Source organism: Achromobacter sp. HNDS-1 (assembly GCF_040084795.1).
GTDB classification, from domain to species: domain Bacteria; phylum Pseudomonadota; class Gammaproteobacteria; order Burkholderiales; family Burkholderiaceae_B; genus Achromobacter; species Achromobacter ruhlandii.
The window spans coordinates 3417059-3437034 of sequence record NZ_CP157584.1; the positions used below are offsets into that span (position 1 = coordinate 3417059).

Sequence of the window (19976 nt, forward strand, 5' to 3'; positions counted from 1 at the left end):
GCAACAAAAGGGTGTTTCGGTGGCGGATGCCCCGCCGCCACGCTCATGCGCGGGCGGGGAACCGGCCGGCGCGAGCGAGGCGGGCTGCGTCGGGAAGCGCCCTGTTACTCATAAGCCGGGGACGTGAAAAGACCCGTCGTACCCGGCGGCGAGGGGCCATTGTAGCCCGATGAATTGTCACCGCAGTGGGATATGGCTGTCCGTGGAACAGTGTTTTCGCCTGGGGGAACAATCCGGGGACGCTCCGGATCCTCTCCGGGAAGGCCGGGCGTCAGCCCCGGCCGCGCGCGGCGGCGGTCTCGCGCGCCAGCCGCGCCACCAGCGCGGCCGTGCTTTCGCGCCGGGCGAGCGGCGCGCCCTGGCCGGCCCATAGCGACAGGACGGCGATGTTGCCGGCCTTGCCGCCCGCCGTGCGCATGGGGCGGGTCAGCGCGTTCTGCAACGGGTACGGCAGGATATCGTCCGATAGTTGGTCGGCGTCGCGCATGAAGGCATTCACGATGCCGCGCGCCGGCCGGCCGGAAAAGGCCCGGGTGATGCGCGATTGTTCCGGCCGGGACGCCGGCAGTGCCGCCTTGTAGGCATCGCCGATGCCGGCTTCGTCCGTGGCCAGGAAGGCCGTCCCCATTTGTGCGGCATCCGCGCCCAGGGTCAGCGCGGCGGCGATGCCGCGGCCATCCATGATGCCGCCGGAGGCGATCACCGGGATCGACACCGCGTCGGCCACCTGGGGCACCAGGGCCATGGTGCCGATCAGCGAATGCTCGAAATCGTCCAGGAAGGTGCCGCGATGTCCGCCCGCCTCGGCCCCCTGGGCCACGACGGCGTCGACGCCGTCCTGCTCCAGGGCCACGGCTTCGCGCACGGTGGTGGCGGTGCCGACCGTCAGGATGCCCAGTTCGCGGCAGCGCGCCAGCACGTCCGCCGGCAGGCGGCCGAAGGTGAAACTCAGGACCGCCGGTTTCACGCGCAGCACGGCCTCGATCTGGCCGGGCAGCGGGTCGGCCTGCGGGCCGGGCGCGACGGGCGCTGGCAGGCCCAGCTGGGCGTGGTAGCGCGCCAGCAGCGCCAGCATGCGGCTGGCGTCGCCCTGGTACGGTTGCTCGGGCACCGCCGCGAACAGGTTGATGCCGAACGCCCGGTCGGTGCGCGCGCGGATCCCGGCGGCCGCCGTCTCGATCTGCTCGGGCGTCAGGTAGGCCGCGCCCAGCGAACCCAGGACACCCGCCTTGGAGGCCTCCGACACCAGTTCCACCGTCGTCGCGCCGCCCGCCATGGGCGCCTGGATGATGGGGTGGTCAAGCTTGAGCAGATCGGAAAGGCGGGATGTCATGGGGAAACCTCCTGGTTGGCTTATTGCAGCTGGATGTTTCCAGCCTGGATGACGTGCGCCCACTTGGCCGTTTCGCTCTTGATGAAGGCGCCGAATTCCTCGGGCGTGCCGCCGCCGGCCTGGCTGCCGGTGTCGGCGATGGCCTTCTGCACGTCGGGTTCCTTCAGGATGCGGTTGAACTCGGCATTGAGCTTGGCGATGATGGGCGCGGGGGTCCCGGCGGGAGCGACGATGCCCTGCCAGTTGTACGACTCGAAGCCCGGCAGGCCGGATTCGGCCATGGTCGGCACGTCCGGCAGCACCGCGAGGCGCTTGGCGGAGGTCACCGCGATCGGGTGGATCTTCTGGCCCTGGATGGCCGGCAGCGCCGAGTAGCCCATCTCGAACATCATCGAGATATGGCCGCCCATCAGGTCGGTCGCGGCCAGGCTGCCGCCTTTGTAGGGGACGTGCACGATGTCGATCTTGGCCTGCTCGCGGAACATCTCGCCGGACAGGTGATGGGCGCCGCCCACGCCGGACGAGCCGAACGACAGCTTGCCCGGCTGCTTCTTGGCCATGGCGATCAGGTCGGCCAGGGTCTTGACCGGCAGTTCGTTGTTCACGCTCAGCACCAGCGGGCTGTTCTCGATCAGGATGACCGGCGCCAGATCCTTTTGCGGGTTGTACGGCATGTCCTTCATCAGCGACGGGTTGACCGCCATCGGCGCCAGGTTGCCGGTGCCGATGGTGTAGCCGTCGGGCGCCGCCTTGGCGATCAGGTTGGTGCCGACCACGCCGCCCGCGCCCGCCTTGTTCTCGACCACGATCGGCTGGCCCAGCGATTCGCCCAGCTTGCGCGCCAGCAGGCGCACGCGGGTATCGGCAAAGCCGCCCGGGGCGTAGGGCACGATCATGGTGATGGGCTTGGCGGGCCAGTCGGCGGCCTGGGCGTGGGCGGTGCCGCTCAGGGCGGCAAAGGCGGCCAGGGCGGCGACCAGGGGGCGTAGCGATTTCATGCTGGGTGACTCCTCTTTCTCTTAATGTGATGGTTCCCGGGAACCGATCGCATTATGCCCAGCGTTGCCGCCCGTGGTGCTGATTTTCCCCAAGCGCCAGGCCGACAGCGCCAGCAATGCCGCGCCTGCCGCCAGCACTTGCGGCAGCGTGGCGCCCCAGCGCGCGGTGGCGGAGGCCAGCAGCGGCCCCACGATCTGGCCGGCGGCGAAGGCCGAGGTCATGACGGCCGCGGCGCGCGGCGCGGCATTGCCGGCCAGCCGCTGCGCCACCAGCATGCCCGATTGCGTGATGACCATGAAGGTGCCGCCCACCAGCAGCGCGGCGACGATGATCGCGGCGATGTCGTGCCATAGCGCCACCGCCAGCATGCCCAGCGCCATCAGCGCCTGCGCGCCGCGCCACACCGACTTGTCGTCGCGGGCCTGCGCCACGCGCGGCGCCACCAGGCAGGAGAGCGCGGCGGCCAGGCCGAACAGCGGCCAGGCCCAGCCGAACACCGCGGGATCGGGGATGATCTCGCGCGCCATGGCGGGCAGGAAGGTGGCGGGAATGATGTAGCCGGCGCCGAACACGCCGTAATGCAGCGCCAGGCGGCCGATGCCTGGCGGCAGGCGCCCGGGCGCGGGCGCGGCGGCCAGGTGGCGGGCCGGCCCGGGGCGCTTCAGCCCGGGCCAGGCCAGGGCCGACAGCAGCAGCGCCAGCGCGCCCAGCGCGATCCAGTTTGCGTTGGCGCCGGCGCCGGCGGCCATCAACCCCAGGCAGGCCAGGCCGGTCAGCGCGATGCCCGCGCCGACGCCGGCGTAGGTGATGGCCGACACCGCTGGCGCGCGCGGGTCGCCCGGGGTGACCGCGCGCGACGCGGCCACGCAGATGAAGGCGCTGGCGCTGCCATAGCCCGCCGCCAGCCGCAGCAGGCTCCAGGCCAGGACGCCGTGGAATGCCGGCATGGCCAGCGTCAGGACGGCCACGGCCAGCAGGCTGATGGCCAGCATGACGCGCGGATGGCGCGGCGGCCGCACCGCCGCCGCCAGCGCGCCCAGCAGGTAACCCGCGTAATTGGCCGACGCCAACCAACTGCCCTGAGCCAACGACAAGCCGGCTTCCTGCGCCATCAACGGCCAGACCGGCGTGAAGGCGAAGCGGCCGATGCCCATGGCGGCGGCCAGCGCCAGCGCGGCCGGCAAGGCCAGGCTGAGGGCGCCGCGCGGGGGCGCGGGATCGGGGTGGGCGGCTATTGACATGGCTCCCACTCTACGGCTGTACTAATATCTTGAATAGTGAATTATTCAGAACATGAGTTCTTGAAATGAGAAACTTAGACCTCGACGCGCTGCAGATCTTCAAGGCGGTGGCCGACCACGGCGGTGTGGCGCGCGCCGCGGCCCACTTGAACCGGGTGCAGTCGAATGTCTCGACCCGCCTCAAGCAGCTGGAAGCGACGCTGGAGGCGCCGCTGTTCCGTCGCCAGAACCGGCGCCTGGTGCTGTCGGAACAGGGGCGCGTGCTGCTGTCCTACGCCGACCGCATGCTGCGCCTGTCGGCCGAGGCCCAGGCGGCCGTGCGCGACGGCGCGCCGCAGGGCCTGCTGCGCATCGGCACCATGGAAAGCACGGCCGCGGCGCGCCTGCCCCCTATCCTGGCGGCGTATCACGCGGCCTGGCCGAAGGTGCGGATCGAACTGGTCACGGGCACGTCGGGCGCGTTGGCGGCCATGGTGCGCAACTACGAGATCGAGGCCGCCTTCGTGGCGCAGCCCTTCGACGCGCAGGGTCTGGCGCAGCAACCGGCTTTCGAGGAAGAACTGGCGCTGATCTCGCCGCTGGCCTGGCCCGAGATCCGTGGCCCCAAAGACGTCGGCGATCGCAGTGTCATCGCGTTCGCGGCGGGCTGCTCGTACCGCCGCATCCTGGAATCCTGGTTCGGCCAGGAAGGCGTGGCGCCGGGCAAGGTGATGGAATTCGCGTCGTACCACGCCATCGTCGCGTGCGTGGCGGCAGGCTCGGGCGTGGCGATCGTGCCGCGCTCGGTGCTGGCGCTGCTGGGCGCGGAGCCGTCGCTGCGCGTAACGCCGCTGGCTGGCAGGCATGGCCGCGCGCAGACGCGATTGATCTGGCGCGCGGACGACGAAACGCCTGCATTGCAGGCGTTGCGGCAGCTACTGGCGCAGCGGCGCCAGTAGCCGATGGGGCGTGGGTATCAGAAGCGGTAGCCGACGCCCAGCGTGGCGACCCACGGGTTGATGCGGGCGGTGCCGATGTGTTCGCCGTTGAGCTTCACCTTGGACTTGATGTCGATGTAGCGGATGTCGGCGTTCATGAACCAGCGTTCGCTGATCTTGATGTCCGCGCCCAGTTGCGCGGCCACGCCCCAGGAATCGCCCATCTTCAGGTCGGAACCCTTGAGCGCGCCTTCGGCCTTGGTGTCGAAGAACTTGGTGTAGTTGATGCCGACGCCGATGTAGGGCTGCACCATGCTGTCGGGCAGGATGTGCCATTGCAGGCTGAGGGTCGGCGGCAATTGCTTGCTGGAGCCGATCTTGCCCAGGCCGCTGCCGCGCACGTCGTGCTGGAACGGCCAGGCGCCCAGCAGTTCGATGCCGATGTTGCGCGTGGCCATGTAGGCCAGCGTGAAGCTGGGGCGCACGTTGTTGTTGGCGTCGAGCTTGACGGTGCCATCGAGCACCGTGCCGTTGTTGGACGCGGGGCGTACCTGGGTCGCGCCGACCCGGAGCAGGATGTCGCCGGCTTCGTGGGCATGGGCGGGGGCGGCAAGCATCAGGGGGGCGCCGCAGGCAGTGGCCAGGGCAAGGGCGCGCAGGCGCCGAGACATCGCGAACATTTTCCTCTCTCCGTGTATTGCATGAATGCAGGCATTCAGGTTCGCAGAGGCGGGAAAAGCGGGCCTTGACGTGTATCAAGCGGCAACGCGGCGCGTGGTAGCGGCGCCACAACTACGTACGAATCGGACTCAACGCAAGTTGTCGGTGCCGCGCGGCACGGCATAGGCGTGGCGGAAATAATCGCGCACCGCGCGCATCGGGCCGGTGATGTCCGCGCCCTTGCGCCACGCCAGCCCCACGTTCATCGGCGGAATCGGGTCCTTCAACTGGATGGTCTCGATGCGCCGGCCTTCCAGCGACCACGGCCGATAGACCATGTCCGACAGCACCGCCACGCCGCCGCCGTTGGCCACCATGCTGCGCACCGCTTCCACCGACGAAGTGCGCAGGCGCACGTCGGGGCGGAACGGCGTCTCGCTCCAGTACCGCAGCGCGGTGTGCGCGGCCTCGTCGACGGTCAGCATGATGAATGGTTCATGCGCCACGTCTTCCAGCGTGACGGTGTCGCGCGCCAGCAGCGGATGGCGCGCCGGCACCCACAGCCGCCGCGGCGAACCGAAGAAGTGCTCGACCGCCAGTTCCGGGTTCACCACGTTCGAGGTCAGCAGCACCGCCATGTCGTAGCGGTGCGCGATCAGGCCTTCCTCGATGGCGTTGCGGTTGAGCTCGTGCAGCTGGATGTCCAGGTTGGGATAAAGCTGCGACAGGCGCTGCAGGTGGTACGGCAGGAAGTAGCCGATCACGGTATAGGACGCCGCCAGCAGCAGGCGCCCGCTCTCGCGCCCGTCGGCGCTGGGCATGCGCAGCGCCTCGTCGACCGACGACAGGATGTTGTAGGCGTGGTTGAGGAAGCCGCGCCCGGTCTCGGTCAGCGCCACGCCGCTGGCGCTGCGCTGGAACAGCGGCGAGCCCACGATCTCTTCCAGTTCGCGGATGGCGGTGGTGACGGCGGATTGCGAGATCGCCAACTGGATCGCCGCCTGCGAGATCTGCCCGAGTTCGGCGGCCGCGACGAAATATTTGAGCTGCCGGAGGGTAAGCGACATGGCGGCAATATCTGATTAATAGATAGTCAGCCACCAGAATATCTGTTTATCCGCGCCATGGGGGTGCGCCGAATCTCAGGGAAATCCCTGAAATTTCATAGGAATCCGGTAATCGCCCTGATTTGGTGCGCAACGCGGGGCATCAAAAATTCAGATAACCATTGATCCGAAAAAAGAACTTTTTATCCCCCGGGCGCTTCGCTACTGTGCAGGCATTGCACGGGCCACCGGCCCGCAAACGGAAGGAGATCCTGTTTCATGAGCAAGGCGACGATAGACCTGAACTCCGATATGGGCGAGGGCTTTGGTTCCTGGAAGATCGGCGATGACGTGGACGACGCCATCATGCCGCTGATCAGCTCGGCCAACATCGCCACCGGCTTTCACGCCGGCGATCCCAACATCATGAACCGCACCGTGGTGATGGCGCGCGAGCATGGCATCGGCATCGGCGCGCATCCCGGCTTTCGCGACCTGGTCGGCTTCGGTCGCCGCGACCTGAACGAGAACGCCGAGGGCCTGGTCAACGACATCGTCTACCAGGTCGGCGCGCTGCGCGAATTCGCCCGCCTCTATGGCCTGCGGCTGCAGCACGTCAAGCCGCATGGCGCGCTCTACATGCGCGCCGCGCGCGACGAAACCCTGTCGCGCCGCCTGGTGCAGACGCTGCGCGACCTGGAGCCCACGCTGATGCTGTATTGCATGGAGAACTCGCTGACCTGCAAGGTGGCGCGCGAGCTGGGCCTGCCGGTGGTGCGCGAGTTCTACGCGGACCGCGACTACGACGCCAGCGGCTCGATCGTGTTCACGCGCTACACCCAGGCGCTCGATCCGGAGCAGGTGGCCGACAAGGTGCTGCGCGCGTGCACCGACGGCAAGGTGCGCACCGTGGACGGCCGCGACATTCCAATCGGCTTCGACTCCGTCTGCATCCACAGCGACACCCCCGGCGCGCTGGCGCTGGTGCAGGCCACCCGCGCCCGCCTGGAGGCGCACGGCATCCGCATCGCGCCGCCGCGGCTGTCCTGATCCGTCCATCATTCCCATACATTCCAAGGAGAAAACCCATGTCGCAGCAAGAAATCCAGAGCCCCCTGCCCGGCACCTTCTATCGCCGTCCCAGTCCCGACGCCGCGCCGTTCGTCGAGGTGGGTGCCGCCATCCAGCCCGGCGACGTGGTCGGCATCGTCGAGGTGATGAAGCAGTTCAACCAGATCGAGGCCGAGATCGGCGGCGTGGTCGCCGAGATCCTGGTGGCCGACGGCGACCCGGTCGAACCCGGCCAGGCGCTGCTGCGGATCGAGGGCTGAGGCATGGGCGTGCATTCCTTCTACCGGCCGCGCCGCATCCACACCCTGCTGGTCGCCAACCGCGGCGAGATCGCGCTGCGCGTGATCCGCGCCGCGCGCGAACTCGGCATGCGCACGGTGGCGGTCTACAGCGACGCCGACCGCGACGCCCTGGCGGTGCGCCTGGCGGACGCGGCGGTGCACATCGGACCGGCGCACGCCACGCGCAGCTATCTGAACGCCGAGGCCCTGCTGGCGGCGGCGCGCGACAGCGGCGCCGACGCGATCCATCCGGGCTATGGCTTCCTGGCCGAGAACGCCGACTTCTCGCAGGCCGTGACCGACGCCGGCCTGGTGTTCGTCGGGCCCGATGCCCGCACCATCCGCGGCATGGGCGACAAGGCCGCGGCGCGCGCCTGCGCCAAGGCGGCGGGCGTGCCCACCGTGCCGGGCAGCGAGGGCGTGGTCGGCTCGCTGGACGAGGCCCTGAGCCACGCGGCGCAGATCGGTTATCCCCTGATGATCAAGGCGAGTGCCGGCGGCGGCGGACGCGGCATCCGCGTGGCGGCCGACGAGGCGCAGCTGCGCGAGGCCATCCCGATGGCCCAGGCCGAGGCGCGCGCCGCGTTCGGCGATGGCGGCGTTTACCTGGAGCGCTACCTGCCGCGCGCCCGCCATATCGAGGTGCAGGTGCTGGGCGACGGCGAGCGCGCGGTGCACCTGTTCGAGCGCGAATGCTCGCTGCAGCGCCGCCGCCAGAAGGTGTTCGAGGAAGCGCCGTCGCCGGCGCTGAGCCCCGCGCTGCGCCAGGCGCTGTGCGAATCGGCGCTGCGCCTGACCGAATCGGTGGGCTATCGCGGCGCCGGCACGCTGGAATACCTGTACGACGAGGCCCGCGGCGAGTTCTACTTCATCGAGATGAACACGCGTATCCAGGTCGAGCATCCCATCACCGAGGCCATCACCGGCATCGACCTGGTGCGCGAGATGCTGCGCATCGCCGACGGCGAGCCGCTGCGTTTCAAGCAAGCGGACATCGTCATGCGCGGCGCCGCCATCGAATGCCGCCTGAACGCCGAAGACCCGGCGCGCAACTTCGCGCCCGGCCCCGGCACCGTGTCGCACGTGCGCTGGCCGGCCGGTCCGGGCGTGCGCATCGACTCGATGGTGTATGCCGGCAGCGTGGTGCCGCCCTACTACGATTCGCTGCTGGCCAAGTTGATCGTATGGGACGAGGACCGCGACGCCGCGCTGGCGCGGATGGCGCGCGCGCTGGATGAAACCGAATTCGAAGGCGTGCCGTCGACGCTGGCCCTGCACCGCGCCCTGGTGGCCGATGCGGGCGTGCTGGCCGGCGACTATCACACCAACTATCTGGAAAGCTGGATGCAGCAGCGGGAGGGGACCCAATGACGGTGCGCTACACCCATGGCGGCGATGAATTCATCTTCGCCGAGATCAGCGAATCGATGTCGCTGGCGGCGTTCTTCAAGGGCATGGCGATCACGCGCGCGCTGCGCGAACGCGCCGTGCCCGGCGTCAGCGAGATCTGCCCGGCCAACGCTTCGTACCAGATCCGCTACGACCCCGAGCAGGTCGCGCCCGAGGCCATGCTGGCCATCCTGCGCGAGATCGAGGCCACCATCGATCTGGACAACCTGCGGCTCGACACCCGCGTCATCCAGGTGCCGGTGCTCTACAACGACCCCTGGACCCACGAGACGCTGATGCGCTTTCGCGAGCGCCATCAGGACCCGGACTCGACCGACCTGGAATACGCGGCGCGCATCAACGGCTTTGCCGATACCGATGCATTCATCGCCGCGCATTCCAGCGCGCCGTGGTTCGTGTCGATGGTCGGCTTCGTGGCCGGGCTGCCGTTCATGTTCCAGATGGTCGAACGTGAACGCCAGCTGGAAGTGCCCAAGTACCTGCGGCCGCGCACCGACACGCCCAAGCACACGGTGGGACATGGCGGTTGCTTCGCCTGCATCTATTCCGTGCGCGGCGCGGGCGGCTACCAGATGTTCGGCGTGACGCCCGCGCCGATCTTCGAGCCCGCGCAGCGCCAGGCGCACCTGCGCGACTCGATGGTGTTCTTCCGTCCCGGGGACATCGTCAAGTTCAAGCCGATCAGCCGCGCCGAGTACGACGCCGCGGTGGCGCGGGTCGAGGCCGGCACCTTCCAGCTCGACATCCGTCCCGTGTCGTTCTCGCTGTCCGAATTCATGGCGGCGCCCGACCAGTACAACGCCCGCCTTCTGGAGACGCTCCATGTCGCATGACGAACCGCTCATCGAAGTAATCAAGCCCGGGCTGGCGACGTCGGTCCAGGATCGTGGCCGCCAGGGCTACTACCACCTGGGCATTCCGCCCTCGGGCGCGCTGGACCAGTACGCGCTGGCCGCCGCCAATCTGCTGGTGGGCAATCCCGAGGACGCGGCGGTGCTGGAATGCACGCTGATGGGCCCCGAATTGCGCTTCACCCGCGCCGCGGTGATTGCCGTCACCGGCGCCACCATGACGCCCAAGATCGATGGCCAGGCACAGGCCTGCAACACCGCGCTGGCGGTGCCGGCCGGCGCCCGGCTGTCGTTCGATTTCGTGCAGGCAGGCGCGCGCGCCTGCCTGGCGATCGCCGGCGGGATCGACGTGCCCGAGGTGCTGGGGAGCCGTTCGACCTACACGCTGGGCGCCATTGGCGGCTTCGAGGGCCGCCGCCTGCAGGCCGGCGACCGCCTGCGCGTGGGCGCGCCGCGCCCCGGGACGCGGGTCGGCCGCGCGCTGCCGGCGGCGCTCGCCAGCGAGTGTCCCAAGGAACAGGTGCTGCGCGTGGTGCCGGGCCTGTACGACCATCGCCTGATGCCGGAATCGGCCGCCTCGTTCTACGAGGACGCCTGGAGCGTGACCTCGGAAGCCGACCGCATCGGCTACCGCTACAAGAAGGGCCGCGCGCTGAAGTTCCAGCCGCGCGAACAGCCGTTCGGCGCTGGCGCCGATCCGTCCAACATCGTCGACGCCTGCTATCCCATTGGTTCGATCCAGGTGCCGGCGGGGGTGGAACCCATCATCCTGCATCGCGATGCCGTGTCCGGCGGCGGCTACGCCATGATCGGCACCGTGATCAGCGCGGATCTCGACAAGGTCGGCCAGATGCAGCCCAACCAGCAGGCCCGCTTCGAGCGGGTCACGTTGGAGACGGCCTTGCAGGCCCGCAAGGACTACCGCGCCCGCCTCGAGCGGCTGCGCGCCGCCCTGGGCTGATCCCCGCCCCGCTTTCCCGTTGATTGCTGTTTTCCTTCCGGCCCGTTCCGACGGGCCGGACGGGCGCGCTCGCGCCTGTGCATTTAAGTCTCACACGCTGCACGCCGTACCCGTCCGCATTCCGCGGTTCTTCAGCACGTCAGGAGAGCCTCCATGGCCAACCTTGCTTCCAGCTCCTCGTCCTCCGACCGGGACACTTCCCTAGCCACCGTGGCCGATGCCGATCGCATGGGCCGATTCCCGCTCACCATGGCCTGGTGGGCCGTGTGCAGCGCCATCTTCTACATCGTGGTCGGCGCCACGCTGGCGCTCAACTACGGCGCCCGCAACGCCATCATCGGCATGGTGCTGTCGGTGATTTCCTATGGCCTGATCAACGCCGTGATCTCGCGTTACGCCATCCGCACCGGCCAGTCGGTGGCGCTGTTCTCTCGCAGCGTGTTCGGCACCTCGGGCGCGGCGCTGGCCACCCTGATCTTCTTTGCCACCGCCATCTACTACGCCGTGTTCGAGGGCTCGGTGATGGCGGTCGCCGCGCACCACATGTTTCCGGCCGTGCCCTATTGGGCCTTCGCGCTGCTGGTGGTCGTCTACAGCGTGCTGCTGATCTTCGGCAGCGTGCAGCGCTGGCTCGACAAGTTCAACGGCGTGCTGCTGCCGTTCTACCTGGGCGGCCTGCTGCTGGCGGTGGCGCTGGCCACGCGCGAGTACGGCTACAGCGACGCCTGGCTGGCGTTCGGCCCGGCCGGCGGGCCGGTGGCGGGCGGCTGGTGGGACGCCTACGTGTACTACATGGGCGTGTGGATCCTGATGATGTTCACCTTCGACTACGCGCGCTTCGGCCGTCGCGAAGACGCGCGCTACCACGGCCGCTACAACTTCGGCATGCCGTTCTACCTGGTGACCTTCCTGCTCAACGGCGTGGCCGGCATCTACCTGGTCGCCATCATTCCCGGCGACGGCGCCCTGAGCGAGGTGTCGGTAGTGCTGGCGCTGCTCAAGCTGATGGGGCTGGGCGGCCTGTTCTTCGTCTGGGTGACGCAGACCCGCATCAATACCGCCAACTACTACCTGGCCACCATCAACATGCAGGCCTTCTTCGCGCGCTTCGGCCAGGCGCGCCTGTCCAAGGCCGCCTGGGCGGTGATCGTGGGCGCGGTGTCATACGCGCTGATGCTGTTCGACGTGTTCGCCTATCTGCTGCAGGCGCTGGCCTACCAGGGCATCTTCGTGGTGGCGTGGGTCGCCGTGGCGCTGGTGCACATCCTGGCGGTGGACGAAGCCGCGCCGGCGCCAGGCGGGGGCAGCGCCTACAACCGCCGCGGCCTGGGCGCCTGGTTCGCGGGCGCGGCCAGCGGCCTGGTGCTGATGCACCTGAACGGTATCGCCGCGACCTTCGCGGCGCCGGCCAGCTTTGTGGTGGCGGGCGCGGTGTACTGGCTGGGGCAGGCGGCGGTCTCGGGGCCGCGCATGCAGCGCGGCGGCGCCTAGCCGCGCGGCGTCCGGCGCTGGTTGGGGCGCCGGCTCAGGCCAGCGCGGCCAGGAATACGAGCGCGCCCAATGCCAGCATCAGAAACGGGCTGACGCGGGTATAGACCAGCGCCAGCGTGGAAGCCGCGGCCATGCCCCAGGCCCAGGCGCCGCCTTCGGCGGCCCGCAGTACCGTGCACGACGAGGCCAGGATCATGCCGGCGGCCACCGGCACCAGGCCCGCCTCGATGGCGCGGACGCAGGTGGCGTGGCGGTAGCGCGCCCAGACCCGCGCCAGCGCGTAGATCAGCAGCGAGCAGGGCAGGAAGATCGCGATCGAGGCGGCCATCGCGCCCAGCCACCCGCCCACCTGCCAGCCGATCAGCGTCACCAGCAGTGACGCCGGGCCCGGCGTGATGCGGGACAACGCAAAGTAATCCAGGAACTGCGATTCGCTGATCCAGCCATAGCTGTCCACCGCCTGGCGGTGGATGTCGGGCAGGATGCTCTGGCCGCCTCCGACCGTCAGGAAGGACAGCGGCGTGAACACCGAGAACAGGTCGTGCAGCGTGGCCAGGTCCATGGTTGCCGCTCCCGGCGCCGCAGTCGCGCGTAGGCGATGCCGATCGACAGGGGCGCCATCGCGCCCACCACCCACAGCAGCGGCAGGCGCAGCAGGAAGATGGCGGCGAAGGTCACGCCCATGACGGCGGCCGGCACCCAGCCCTGCAACGCGCGCCGGGCGGCGCGCAGGCCGGTCTGCAGCGACACCCCGACCGCCGCCGCCGCCACGCCCGCCATGGCCACGTGCAGGCCCTGCGACTGCGCCATGCTGGTGGCGAACAGCGCGGCCGCGCCGATCGCCACCAGCATGGGCGGCACGGTGATGCCCAGTCCGCCCAGCAGCGCGCCGGCGCCGCCGCGCAGGCGAAAGCCGATCCAGATGGCCAGGTTCACCACGTTCACCCCCGGGAACGACTGCGCCAGCGCCAGGCCGCTGAGGAAATCGGCTTCGGACAGCCAGCGCCGCTGCTGCACGAATTCGCGCATCATCCAGCCGCTCAGGCCGCCGCCGAAGCTGGTCAGGCCGACCTTGGCGAAGGCCAGGAAAATCTGCGGCAGTGTCGGCGGGGCGGCAACGGCGGGGTCAGCGGAGGACATGGCAGGCAGCGCGATGGGGCGATGACCGCATCTTACGCAATGCGAAATGTCGGCTGGCTGAAAGAATTTCGCCGCCGAGCACGACGTGCCGGGCGGCGAAAGCGGGGGCCGGTCGGTGACCGGCGCGGCAGCGCGGCGCGCTCAGCGCGGCAAGTCGCTCGACCCCATCAGGTAGGCGTCCACCGAGCGCGCGCACTGGCGGCCTTCGCGGATGGCCCAGACCACCAGCGACTGGCCGCGACGCATGTCGCCGGCGGTGAAGACCTTTTCCACGTTGGTGCGGTAGTCGTCGGTGTTGGCGCGCACGTTGCCGCGCGCGTCGCGGTCGACGCCGAAGGCATCCAGCACGGCCTGCACCGGCGACACGAAGCCCATGGCCAGCAGCACCAGGTCGGCCTTGATCTCGAATTCCGAGCCCTCGACCTCGCGCATCTTCATCTGGCCGGTCGATTCATCCTTGAACCACTCGACGCGGGCGCCGACCAGCTTCTCGACCTTGCCGTTGCTGCCCTTGAGCAGCTTGGTGGTCACCGACCAGTCGCGTTCGCAGCCTTCCTCGTGCGAGGACGAGGTGCGCATCTTCAGCGGCCAGTAGGGCCAGGTCATGGCCTTGTTCTCGGACTCGGGCGGCTGCGGCAGCAGTTCGAACTGGGTGACCGAGGCGGCGCCATGGCGGTTGCTGGTGCCGACGCAGTCGGAACCGGTGTCGCCGCCGCCGATCACCACCACGTGCTTGCCCTTGGCCAGCGTCTGGTTGGTGAGGCGGTCGCCCGCCACGGCCTTGTTCTGCTGGCGCAGGAAGTCCATGGCGAAATAGACGCCCGACAGCTCGCGGCCCGGCACCGGCAGGTCGCGCGGGGTTTCCGAACCGCCGCTCATCACCACGGCGTCGAATTCGGCCAGCAGCGAGTCGGGGGTGCGCACGGTCAGGCCGTCGGCCACCGGGTCGGACGGGTTGCCGACGTAGGTGGAGGGCGCGAATTCCACGCCTTCGGCTTCCATCTGCGAGATGCGGCGGTCGATCTGGTGCTTTTCCAGCTTGAAGTCGGGGATGCCGTAGCGCAGCAGCCCGCCGATGCGGTCGCTCTTCTCGAACAGCGTCACCGAGTGGCCGGCGCGCGCCAGTTGCTGCGCGCAGGCCAGGCCGGCGGGGCCGGAGCCCACCACGGCGACCTTCTTGCCGGTCTTGCGCGCCGGCACTTGCGGCGTCACCCAGCCCTCGGCCCAGCCCTTATCGATGATGGCGTGCTCGATGGACTTGATGCCCACGGCGTCGCTGTTGATGTTCAAGGTACAGGCGGCCTCGCACGGCGCCGGGCAGATGCGGCCGGTGAATTCCGGGAAGTTGTTGGTGGAGTGCAGCACGTCCAGCGCGCGGCGCCAGTCCTGCTTGTACACCAGGTCATTCCAGTCGGGGATGATGTTGTTGACCGGGCAGCCGTTGTTGCAGAACGGGATGCCGCAGTCCATGCAGCGCGCCGCCTGCTGCTTGGCCTGGTCGTCGGTCAGGTGCAGCACGAATTCGCGCCAGTTCTTCAGCCGCTTCTGCGGGGCCTCGGCGGCCTCCTGCAGGCGCTGGTATTCCATAAAGCCGGTAATCTTTCCCATGGTATCCCTCACGCAGCCAGTTGTTGCGGGTTGGCTGCACGCCACATTTCACCCAATGCGCGGCGGTAGTCCGTCGGCATGACCTTTACGAATTTGCCGCGCGAGGCTTCCCAGTCGCCCAGGATTTCGCGGGCGCGGAAGCTGCCGGTGTAGCGGAAGTGGTCTTCCACCAGGCGGCGCAGGATGGCTTCATCCGTCTCGCGCTCGCCGCCGCGCTGCGCGCTGTGCCAGACGTCGATGTTGTTCTGGGCCTGCTGTTCCGCGTGCGGCAGCACGGCTTCCAGTTCGACCATCGACAGGTTGGCGCGCTGCTTGAGCGTGCGTTCCGGATCCCACACATAGGCCACGCCGCCCGACATGCCGGCGGCGAAGTTGCGGCCGGTGGCGCCCAGCACCACCACGGTGCCGCCCGTCATGTATTCGCAGCCGTGGTCGCCGGTGCCTTCCACGACCGTGGCGGCGCCCGAGTTGCGCACCGCGAAGCGTTCGCCGGCCACGCCGTTGAAGAAGGCCTCGCCCGCCAGCGCGCCGTACAGGACGGTATTGCCGGCGATGATGTGGTCGGGGCCGAAGCCGCGGAAGTCATTGGGCGAGCGCACGATGATGCGGCCGCCCGACAGGCCCTTGCCGACGTAGTCGTTGCCTTCGCCCACCAGGTCCATGGTGATGCCATGGGCCAGGAACGCGCCGAAACTCTGGCCGGCGGTGCCGTTGCACTGGATGTGGATGGTGTCGTCCGGCAGGCCGTCGTGGCCGTAGCGCGCGGCCACGGCGCCCGACAGCATGGCGCCGATGGTGCGGTTGCGGTTGCGCACCGGCACGATGAACGAGACCTTCTCGCCGCGCTCCAGCGCCGGCTTGCTGCGTTCGATCAACTGGTGATCGAGCGCGCCGGCCAGGCCGTGATCCTGTTCTTCGGTCTGGCGCACTTCGGCGTCGGACTGCGTCTGGTGGAACACGCGGGTGAAGTCCAGGCCCTGCGCCTTCCAGTGCTCGACGCCCGAGCGCATGTCCAGCAGGTCGGCGCGGCCGATCAGGTCGTCGAACTTGCGGATGCCCAGCTGGGCCATGATCTCGCGCACTTCCTCGGCAATGAAGAAGAAGAAGTTGACGACGTGCTCGGGCTTGCCCTGGAACTTCTTGCGCAGCACCGGATCCTGCGTGGCCACGCCCACCGGGCAGGTGTTCAGGTGGCACTTGCGCATCATGATGCAGCCTTCGACAACCAGCGGCGCCGTGGCGAAACCGAATTCGTCCGCGCCCAGCAGCGCGCCGATGACGACGTCGCGGCCGGTCTTCATCTGGCCGTCGGCCTGCACGCGGATGCGGCTGCGCAGACGGTTCAGCACCAGCGTCTGCTGGGTTTCAGCCAGGCCCAGTTCCCAGGGCGTGCCGACGTGCTTGATGGACGAGACCGGCGAGGCGCCCGTGCCGCCGTCATGGCCGGCGATCACGACGTGGTCGGCCTTGGCCTTGGCCACGCCCGCGGCCACCGTGCCGACGCCGACTTCCGACACCAGCTTGACCGAGATCGAGGCCTTGGCGTTGACGTTCTTCAGGTCGTGGATCAGCTGCGCCAGGTCTTCGATCGAGTAGATGTCGTGGTGCGGCGGCGGCGAGATCAGGCCCACGCCCGGCACCGAGTAGCGCAGCTTGGCGATGTATTCGGAGACCTTGTGGCCGGGCAACTGGCCGCCTTCGCCGGGCTTGGCGCCCTGCGCCATCTTGATCTGGATCTGGTCGGCCGACGACAGATACTCGGCGGTGACGCCGAAGCGGCCGGAGGCCACCTGCTTGATCTTCGAGCGCAGCGAGTCGCCCTTCTTGAGCGCGACGTCGGCTTCGATGCGATCGGAACCGAGCACCGAGGCCAGCGTGTCGCCGTCCTTGATGGTGCTGCGGCCTTCGCGCATTTCGGCGCGGTAGCGCAGTTCGTCTTCGCCGCCTTCGCCGGTGTTGGACTTGCCGCCGATGCGGTTCATGGCCACGGCCAGCACCGAGTGGGCCTCGGTCGAGATCGAGCCCAGCGACATGGCGCCGGTGGCGAAGCGCTTGACGATGTCCTTGGCCGGCTCGACGTCATCGAGCGGGATGGCGCGCGACGGATCGAAGCGGAACTCGAACAGACCACGCAGCGTCATGTGACGGCGGCTCTGGTCGTTGATGATCTGCGCGTACTCCTTGTACGTGCGGTAGTTGTTGGCGCGCGAGGCATGCTGCAGCTTGGCGATGGAGTCGGGCGTCCACATGTGCTCTTCGCCCCGCACGCGGTAGGCGTACTCGCCGCCCGCTTCGAGGTCGTTCGCCAGGACCGGGTCGCTGCCGAAGGCGGCGCGGTGCTGGCGCAGCGCTTCCTCGGCCACCTGGAAGATGCCGATGCCTTCGATGTTGGAGGCGGTGCCGGTGAAGTACTTGTTCACCAGGCTGCTCTGCAGGCCGACCGCTTCGAAGATCTGGGCGCCGGTGTAGGACATGTAGGTGGAGATGCCCATCTTGGACATCACCTTGTTCAGGCCCTTGCCGATCGCCTTGATGAAGTTCTTGACGGCCTTTTCCGGGTCGCTCATCTTGCCCAGCGATTCCAGCGCCAGGTAGGGGTGGATGGCTTCGGCGCCATAGCCGCCGAGCAGCGCGAAGTGGTGCACTTCGCGGGCCGATCCGGTTTCCACCACCAGGCCGGTGTTGGTGCGCAGGCCGGCGCGGATCAGGTGCTGGTGCACCGCCGAGGTGGCCAGCAGCGCCGGAATCGCCACGCGCTCGCTGTCGACCAGGCGGTCCGACACGATCAGGATGTTGTAGCCGCTTTGCACGGCGTCCACGGCGCGCGCGCACAGCGCGGCCACGCGGGCTTCGATGCCCTCGGGACCCCAGGCGGCCGGGTAGGTGATGTCCAGCTCGAAGCTGCGGAATTTCTTGCCCGTCACCTGCTCGATGTCGCGGATCTGCGCCATGGCGGCGAAGTCCAGCACCGGCTGCGACACTTCCAGGCGCAGCGGCGGGTTGACGTTGTTGATGTCCAGCAGGTTGGGCTTGGGGCCGATGAACGACACCAGCGACATCACCATCTGCTCGCGGATCGGGTCGATCGGCGGGTTGGTGACCTGGGCGAACAGCTGGCGGAAATAGTTGTAGAACGGCTTGGCGCGGTCGGACAGCACGGCCAGCGGGGCGTCGTTGCCCATCGAGCCGATCACTTCCTCGCCGGTCGAGGCCATGGGTTCCAGGATGAACTTGTAGTCTTCCTGGGTCCAGCCGAAGGCCTGCTGGCGATCCAGCAGCGACACCGAAGATTGCGTGGCGACGGCGGCCTGGCGCGGGGCCGGCAGCGATTCCAGCTTGATCTGCAGGCGTTCGATCCACTGGCGGTACGGACGGCTGTTGGCCAGTTGCAGCTTGATCTCGGCGTCGTCGATGATGCGGCCCTGTTCCAGGTCGATCAGGAACATCTTGCCCGGCTGCAGGCGCCACTTCTTGACGATGCGGTTCTCGGGGATCGACAGGGTGCCGGCTTCCGAGGCCAGGATGACCATGTCGTCGTCGGTCACCAGGTAGCGCGCCGGGCGCAGGCCATTGCGGTCGAGCGTGGCGCCGATCTGGCGGCCGTCGGTGAACGCGACCGCGGCGGGGCCGTCCCACGGCTCCATCATGGCGGCGTGGTATTCATAGAAAGCGCGGCGGCTTTCGTCCATCTGCGTGTGCTGTTCCCAGGCTTCCGGGATCATCATCATCATGGCGTGGGCCAGCGAGTAGCCCGAGTTCACCAGCAGTTCCAGGCAGTTGTCGAACGTGGCGGTGTCCGACTGGCCTTCATAGACGATGGGGTAGAGCTTTTTCAGGTCGTCGCCCAGCACGGCCGACTGCATCATGCCTTCGCGGGCGCGCAGCCAGTTGAAGTTGCCCTTGACCGTGTTGATTTCGCCGTTGTGGGCGATCATGCGGTACGGGTGGGCCAGCGGCCAGGCCGGGAAGGTGTTGGTCGAGAAGCGTTGGTGCACCAGCGCCAGCGCCGACACGGTGCGCGGATCGGCCAGGTCGCGGTAGTAGCGGCCGACCTGGTCGGCCAGCAGCAGGCCCTTGTAGACCACGGTGCGCACCGAAGCCGAGGGCACGAAGTATTCCTTGCCGTGCGCCAGATGCATGTTCTGGATGGCGTGGCTGGCGGTCTTGCGGATCACGTACAGCTTGCGTTCGAGCGCGTCGGGCACCATCACATCGGCGCCGCGGCCGATGAACAGCTGGCGGATCACGGGTTCGCAGTCGCGCACGGTGGGCGACATGGGCATGTCGACGTCCACGGGCACGTTGCGCCAGCCCAGCACGACCTGGCCCTCGGCGCGCACCGAGCGCTCCAGTTCCTGTTCGCAGGCCAGGCGCGAGGCGGTTTCCTTGGGCAGGAACACCATGGCCACGCCGTATTCGCCGGGCGGCGGCAGGGTGATGCCGTGCTGGGCGAACTCGTCGCGGTAGAGCGTGTCGGGGATCTGGATCAGGATGCCGGCGCCGTCGCCCATCAGCTTGTCCGCGCCCACCGCGCCGCGGTGATCGAGGTTTTCCAGGATCTTCAGGCCCTGCTGGATGATGGCGTGGCTTTTCTTGCCCTTGATGTGCGCCACGAAGCCCACGCCACAGGCGTCATGCTCGTTGTTGGGGTGGTACAGGCCCTGGGCCGGCGGCAGGCCGATGCGGCTGGCATCGATCGGGGTCGCCTTGGGGGTGGGACAGGATTCGTTCGGGGTGATTTGGGGCATGGCGCGCTCCGCAGTAAGACTGCGTTCTAATGTTGCAGTGCAGGAACGGACAATACCCCCGCGCGCAGTAGGGTGCAATAGGAATATAAGGGGTGCGACCCTAAATAATACGCCGCACCATCATAGAGCATTAATATGGGGACAAAACAACGGCCGCGCCAATAAAGGCTCTCCCGGTGGCGTAGTGTGGGGGTCGGGTGCCGAGGGTAGTGAAACCCC

The 19976-nt window shown here is 68.4% G+C and carries 16 protein-coding genes; 7 read left to right on the forward strand and 9 right to left on the reverse strand.

What is annotated here, in order from left to right; all coding sequences use genetic code 11:
• Positions 1-271: 271 nt before the first annotated feature.
• From ABFG95_RS15875 to ABFG95_RS15885, 3 genes are read right to left on the reverse strand one after another with little or no spacing between them, the layout of a single operon-like run.
• Positions 272-1333: a nitronate monooxygenase gene (locus ABFG95_RS15875; RefSeq protein ID WP_049070588.1), complete on the reverse strand. Its 1062-nt coding sequence runs from the start codon at positions 1331-1333 to the stop codon at positions 272-274.
• 20 nt (positions 1334-1353) lie between these two features.
• The gene (locus tag ABFG95_RS15880) at positions 1354-2331 is read right to left on the reverse strand and encodes a tripartite tricarboxylate transporter substrate binding protein (protein WP_059268905.1); all 978 of its coding nucleotides are present in this window, start codon (positions 2329-2331) and stop codon (positions 1354-1356) included.
• 21 nt (positions 2332-2352) lie between these two features.
• Positions 2353-3573, reverse strand: a complete 1221-nt coding sequence (locus tag ABFG95_RS15885) for a YbfB/YjiJ family MFS transporter (protein ID WP_278990324.1) — start codon at positions 3571-3573, stop codon at positions 2353-2355.
• 65 nt (positions 3574-3638) lie between these two features.
• Between ABFG95_RS15885 and ABFG95_RS15890 the strand changes: the two genes are divergently transcribed.
• The gene (locus tag ABFG95_RS15890; protein ID WP_059268909.1) at positions 3639-4511 is read left to right on the forward strand and encodes a LysR family transcriptional regulator; all 873 of its coding nucleotides are present in this window, start codon (positions 3639-3641) and stop codon (positions 4509-4511) included.
• A gap of 17 nt (positions 4512-4528) precedes the next feature.
• Here ABFG95_RS15890 and ABFG95_RS15895 read toward each other — a convergent pair whose 3' ends face one another.
• Positions 4529-5170, reverse strand: a complete 642-nt coding sequence (locus ABFG95_RS15895) for an OmpW family outer membrane protein (RefSeq protein ID WP_059268910.1) — start codon at positions 5168-5170, stop codon at positions 4529-4531.
• Between the two features lie 129 nt (positions 5171-5299).
• Positions 5300-6217, reverse strand: a complete 918-nt coding sequence (locus ABFG95_RS15900) for a LysR family transcriptional regulator (protein WP_049070599.1) — start codon at positions 6215-6217, stop codon at positions 5300-5302.
• Positions 6218-6475: 258 nt separating this feature from the next.
• Between ABFG95_RS15900 and ABFG95_RS15905 the strand changes: the two genes are divergently transcribed.
• From ABFG95_RS15905 to ABFG95_RS15930, 6 genes are all read left to right on the forward strand, one after another.
• Positions 6476-7246, forward strand: a complete 771-nt coding sequence (locus ABFG95_RS15905) for a 5-oxoprolinase subunit PxpA (protein WP_049070601.1) — start codon at positions 6476-6478, stop codon at positions 7244-7246.
• A 38-nt stretch (positions 7247-7284) separates the two neighbouring features.
• Positions 7285-7527, forward strand: a complete 243-nt coding sequence (locus ABFG95_RS15910; protein ID WP_049070603.1) for an acetyl-CoA carboxylase — start codon at positions 7285-7287, stop codon at positions 7525-7527.
• A 3-nt stretch (positions 7528-7530) separates the two neighbouring features.
• Positions 7531-8919 (forward strand): acetyl-CoA carboxylase biotin carboxylase subunit, encoded by a 1389-nt coding sequence (locus ABFG95_RS15915; protein WP_348994758.1) that lies wholly within the window; start codon positions 7531-7533, stop codon positions 8917-8919.
• Positions 8916-9791, forward strand: coding sequence for a carboxyltransferase domain-containing protein (locus ABFG95_RS15920; protein WP_068957215.1), 876 nt, complete (start codon positions 8916-8918; stop codon positions 9789-9791). Before ABFG95_RS15915 ends, ABFG95_RS15920 begins: the two co-directional genes overlap by 4 nt.
• Positions 9781-10770 (forward strand): biotin-dependent carboxyltransferase family protein, encoded by a 990-nt coding sequence (locus ABFG95_RS15925; RefSeq protein WP_049070609.1) that lies wholly within the window; start codon positions 9781-9783, stop codon positions 10768-10770. The genes ABFG95_RS15920 and ABFG95_RS15925 overlap by 11 nt, the downstream gene beginning before the upstream one ends.
• Positions 10771-10923: 153 nt before the next feature.
• A complete protein-coding gene (locus ABFG95_RS15930) occupies positions 10924-12261 on the forward strand; it encodes an allantoin permease (protein ID WP_049070611.1) in 1338 nt (445 codons plus the stop codon).
• Between the two features lie 34 nt (positions 12262-12295).
• Here the strand turns inward: ABFG95_RS15930 and ABFG95_RS15935 are convergent, their stop codons facing one another.
• From ABFG95_RS15935 to ABFG95_RS15950, 4 genes are all read right to left on the reverse strand, one after another.
• Complete coding sequence (locus ABFG95_RS15935; protein WP_348994759.1) at positions 12296-12823, reverse strand: chromate transporter; 528 nt, start codon at positions 12821-12823, stop codon at positions 12296-12298.
• Complete coding sequence (locus ABFG95_RS15940; RefSeq protein WP_348994760.1) at positions 12766-13401, reverse strand: chromate transporter; 636 nt, start codon at positions 13399-13401, stop codon at positions 12766-12768. The genes ABFG95_RS15935 and ABFG95_RS15940 overlap by 58 nt, the downstream gene beginning before the upstream one ends.
• Before the next feature lie 141 nt (positions 13402-13542).
• A complete protein-coding gene (locus ABFG95_RS15945; protein ID WP_049070617.1) occupies positions 13543-15009 on the reverse strand; it encodes a glutamate synthase subunit beta in 1467 nt (488 codons plus the stop codon).
• Positions 15010-15017: 8 nt separating this feature from the next.
• Positions 15018-19757 (reverse strand): glutamate synthase-related protein, encoded by a 4740-nt coding sequence (locus tag ABFG95_RS15950; RefSeq protein WP_063582464.1) that lies wholly within the window; start codon positions 19755-19757, stop codon positions 15018-15020.
• Positions 19758-19976: the final 219 nt, after the last annotated feature.